Raw genomic sequence first — 3,296 nt, 5'->3', positions numbered from 1 at the left:
CTAAAATGGGTATGGAACAAAAGGTTGATGACAATAAACTAAGACCAAGCGAAATCGCACATGTAGCCTCTAGTATGTTAGCAATGAATGATGTTGGCTTCATTACGGATGCTGCCGTTTGGGCAACTAACCCATGGAAATAAGTGTACATTAAATAGTCGTATATCCCCTTACTTCACCAAGGGAAAATACCCCTATTTTAAGTAATAGCAACAAGTCTTTCACAAAAGATACTACATTTATCATAAGCAATTCACAGAGCTTATTGAGTTTATTTTTAGTAATATAAAGAGGAGTTTTACTCCTCTTTTTTATTGACATATGTCATGTTTTCTTACAAGTTAAGAACCTAACTTTGTTTGAGTATGAAAACAATTGAAACCAGAAAGGATATAGAGCTGCTTGTGGAAAGCTTCTACACCAAAGTGAGGGCACACAATGAGCTAGGACCTATTTTCTCCCGTCACATTAAAGAAGATGAATGGCCTGAACATTTGAGTAAACTATCAGACTTTTGGGAAACAAACCTTTTTGGAGTTCGAAAATTTAAAGGAAACCCAACACAAAAACACATCAACGTTGACCAGGCACATCCAGGAGGTTTGGAACAAGAACTTTTTGGATATTGGTTACAGCTATGGATTGCTACCCTAGACGAACTATTTCACGGGAAGTTAGCTGAAAAAGCAAAGGATGCAGCGCGTAACATCGCTCACATTCAATTTTTAATCCTCTGGAAGAAGAAGAATACCCAAACAATAAATAATTTAGTTTAATTGAAATAAACAGTTTAACTTTAGTTAGATACCTTTTCAAAATAACCTTATACCACCTACACTTTAAAACTACATGGTTATGAAAACGCTACTACTCATGCTGTTAACAGTGATTACAAGTTCACTGTTAGCACAAACACCATCCGATAGTTCAACAGTTTCGGACACAAATCTTTACCGCTTAGTAACTACCGATGGCGGTGAAATTATCGGTCAAATTATTTCACAAGATGAACGAGAAATTTACTTTAAGACCACAGATGGCCGTAAAATTTATATCCCTCAATACACCGTAAAATCTATAGAAAAAATAAATACAAAGAATTTTAATAATAAGGGGGAATTTATAGGAGAAGACAAGTTTTCTACGCGGTATTTTTTAACGACTAATGGACTCCCAATTCACAAAGGAGAACATTACATCCAATGGAATCTATTCGGGCCTGACTTACAATTTGGAATCGGCGAAAATTTAGGTGTTGGTGTAATGACCTCATGGATAGGACTACCTGTAGTTGCAACCATTAAGAAATCTTGGATAATTGGCGAACAATCACAATTTGCGTTAGGAGCATTAGCAGGAACAGGTTCTTGGGCGCTACCTGAATGGGGAGGTGCACTCCCATTTGCAACGCTTTCTTTAGGAGACAGGTCTAGAAATATCGCTTTTTCAGGTGGGTATGGAGCCATACTCAATGATGGCGACTTAGAGGGTAGATTTGTCGCAAGCGTCGGGGGAATGTTAAAGATTTCTACAAAATTAAGTTTGGTTTTTGACTCCTTCTTCCTCTTACCCGGAGAACCTGAAATGAGAACAGAGACTTACTTAACTCAAGTGTACAACCCAAATACCATGCAGTATGAAAACCAAACGATAACCGAAACTTATCAAGATCAAAAAATGGGATTTGCTGTATTGGTACCTGGTGTTCGTTGGCATCAATCAGAAGGGAAAGCTTTTCAGTTCGGTTTTTCAGGAATAATTTATGACGGTGAGGTGCTATCAGTTCCCATCCCAATGGTTCAATGGTACAGAAGTTTATAGTCTACTCATATTTGTTCATAAAGCTCTTTTTTCAAATGATTTTTTTATCTTGAGACCTCCTAAGAAATCTATGAGCTATGAGCAAATTAAGAGCAATACTTTCTCTCTTTTTATTTTTCACCTTTGTGCATAATGCTTATGCTCAATATCCATTAATAAAGAAGAGAAGAACAAGTATTTCTCGTTTTCACGTGCATGAGCTCTACCCTTTTGCAACCATTACTTTTAAAGGAAAAACTCAAACTGGTTTACAAGAAAACTATGTGGTCGAAGGGTATATGGGAGGACTGGGATATTCCATTGTCTCTGCTCAAAAATTCAAAAAAATCGGATATGGATTTGCCCTAGAACCACAGTACAATAATATTTTATCTGACGCTTTATATGGCACTCCAGTTCGATTAGAAGACATCAAAGTTCCATTGATGTTTAAAATATCAAATGAAAACAAAGCAGATTTTGGTATCTACCCTTTTTTCAACAGTATAAGTTTTGGTGGATATATGAGTAGAAATTTGGCGATAAGTCCTAATTTCAGCATGAATAAGTGGGATTATGGAGCCTGTGCTTCTCTAGAGTTTGGACTTTTCTATGTTGACCTAAAATTTAATTACTTCTACAGTTTCAAGCAAAGGAACGATGAGAATGCAGAGGGATTTACCCGTCAACAAGTTTTTGCCTTTGGTTTAATGCTCCCCCTAAAACTATACGGTAAAGACTAATTTCCAACCGTTTATACTCCACCTGAAGACAAGTATTTTTTGTCAACTCACTTAATTCGAGTAAATTTAGTAGTATATATTAAAAGATATATAAACCCTCATTTTACACTAAATACTACTATTATGAAAACTACTCGCTTTTACATGATAGGGCTATTACTTTTGTTTTTAGCTCTACAAACTGCTTGTACGGATTACGCTGCAAGTAAAGACAATCAAGAAGAAACGGATGTTGCCGCACTACAGGATGATTCCGATGCTGTTATTAAACGAGGTGAATATTTGGTCATGACCATGGGATGTCACGATTGCCATTCTCCAAAAAAAATGGGACCTATGGGACCAGAGGTGATTCCTGAATTAATGTTATCTGGACACCATGGTGAAGATCTTTCACCAGTTTTTGACAGTATTAAACTTCCTCCTGGTTTCGCAGTAATGTTTCCTGATTTAACAGCAGCTGCTGGTCCTTGGGGAATTTCTTATGCTGCCAATTTGACCCCAGATGAAACAGGGATAAAATATTGGACAGAAGAGCAATTTGGAAAAGCTTTAAAAGAAGGTAAATCCAAAGGACTAGACGATACCCGTATGCTCCTCCCTCCCATGCCATGGATGAATTTCAAAGATTTGGCAGATGAAGATTTACATGCTCTCTTTACCTATTTGCAAAGTATTCCTCCTGTTGAAAATTTAGTTCCATTACCTAAAGTGAATATGCCTCCGATAGAGTAAGTCTTAACGGAAATATAT

4 protein-coding genes are annotated in these 3,296 nt (G+C 36.8%); all 4 read left to right on the top strand.

Going from position 1 to position 3,296, the window contains the following annotated elements:
• Nucleotides 1–365: 365 nt before the first annotated feature.
• The 4 genes from AC22ZQ_RS13725 (at nucleotide 366) to AC22ZQ_RS13710 (ending at nucleotide 3,278) form a co-directional block, all read left to right on the top strand.
• Nucleotides 366–776, top strand: coding sequence for a group III truncated hemoglobin (locus AC22ZQ_RS13725; protein ID WP_318959333.1), 411 nt, complete (start codon nucleotides 366–368; stop codon nucleotides 774–776).
• A 79-nt stretch (nucleotides 777–855) separates the two neighbouring features.
• Entirely contained in the window at nucleotides 856–1,821 is a 966-nt protein-coding gene (locus AC22ZQ_RS13720) for a hypothetical protein (protein WP_318959332.1), read from the top strand.
• 77 nt (nucleotides 1,822–1,898) lie between these two features.
• The gene (locus AC22ZQ_RS13715) at nucleotides 1,899–2,543 is read left to right on the top strand and encodes a hypothetical protein (RefSeq protein WP_318959331.1); all 645 of its coding nucleotides are present in this window, start codon (nucleotides 1,899–1,901) and stop codon (nucleotides 2,541–2,543) included.
• A 123-nt stretch (nucleotides 2,544–2,666) separates the two neighbouring features.
• Entirely contained in the window at nucleotides 2,667–3,278 is a 612-nt protein-coding gene (locus AC22ZQ_RS13710; protein WP_318959330.1) for a c-type cytochrome, read from the top strand.
• Nucleotides 3,279–3,296 lie beyond the last annotated feature (18 nt).

It is taken from the genome of Lishizhenia sp. (genome assembly GCF_057456495.1).
Note: the sequence above shows the minus strand (reverse complement) of the source record. Positions and strands in the feature narration are given on the sequence as shown.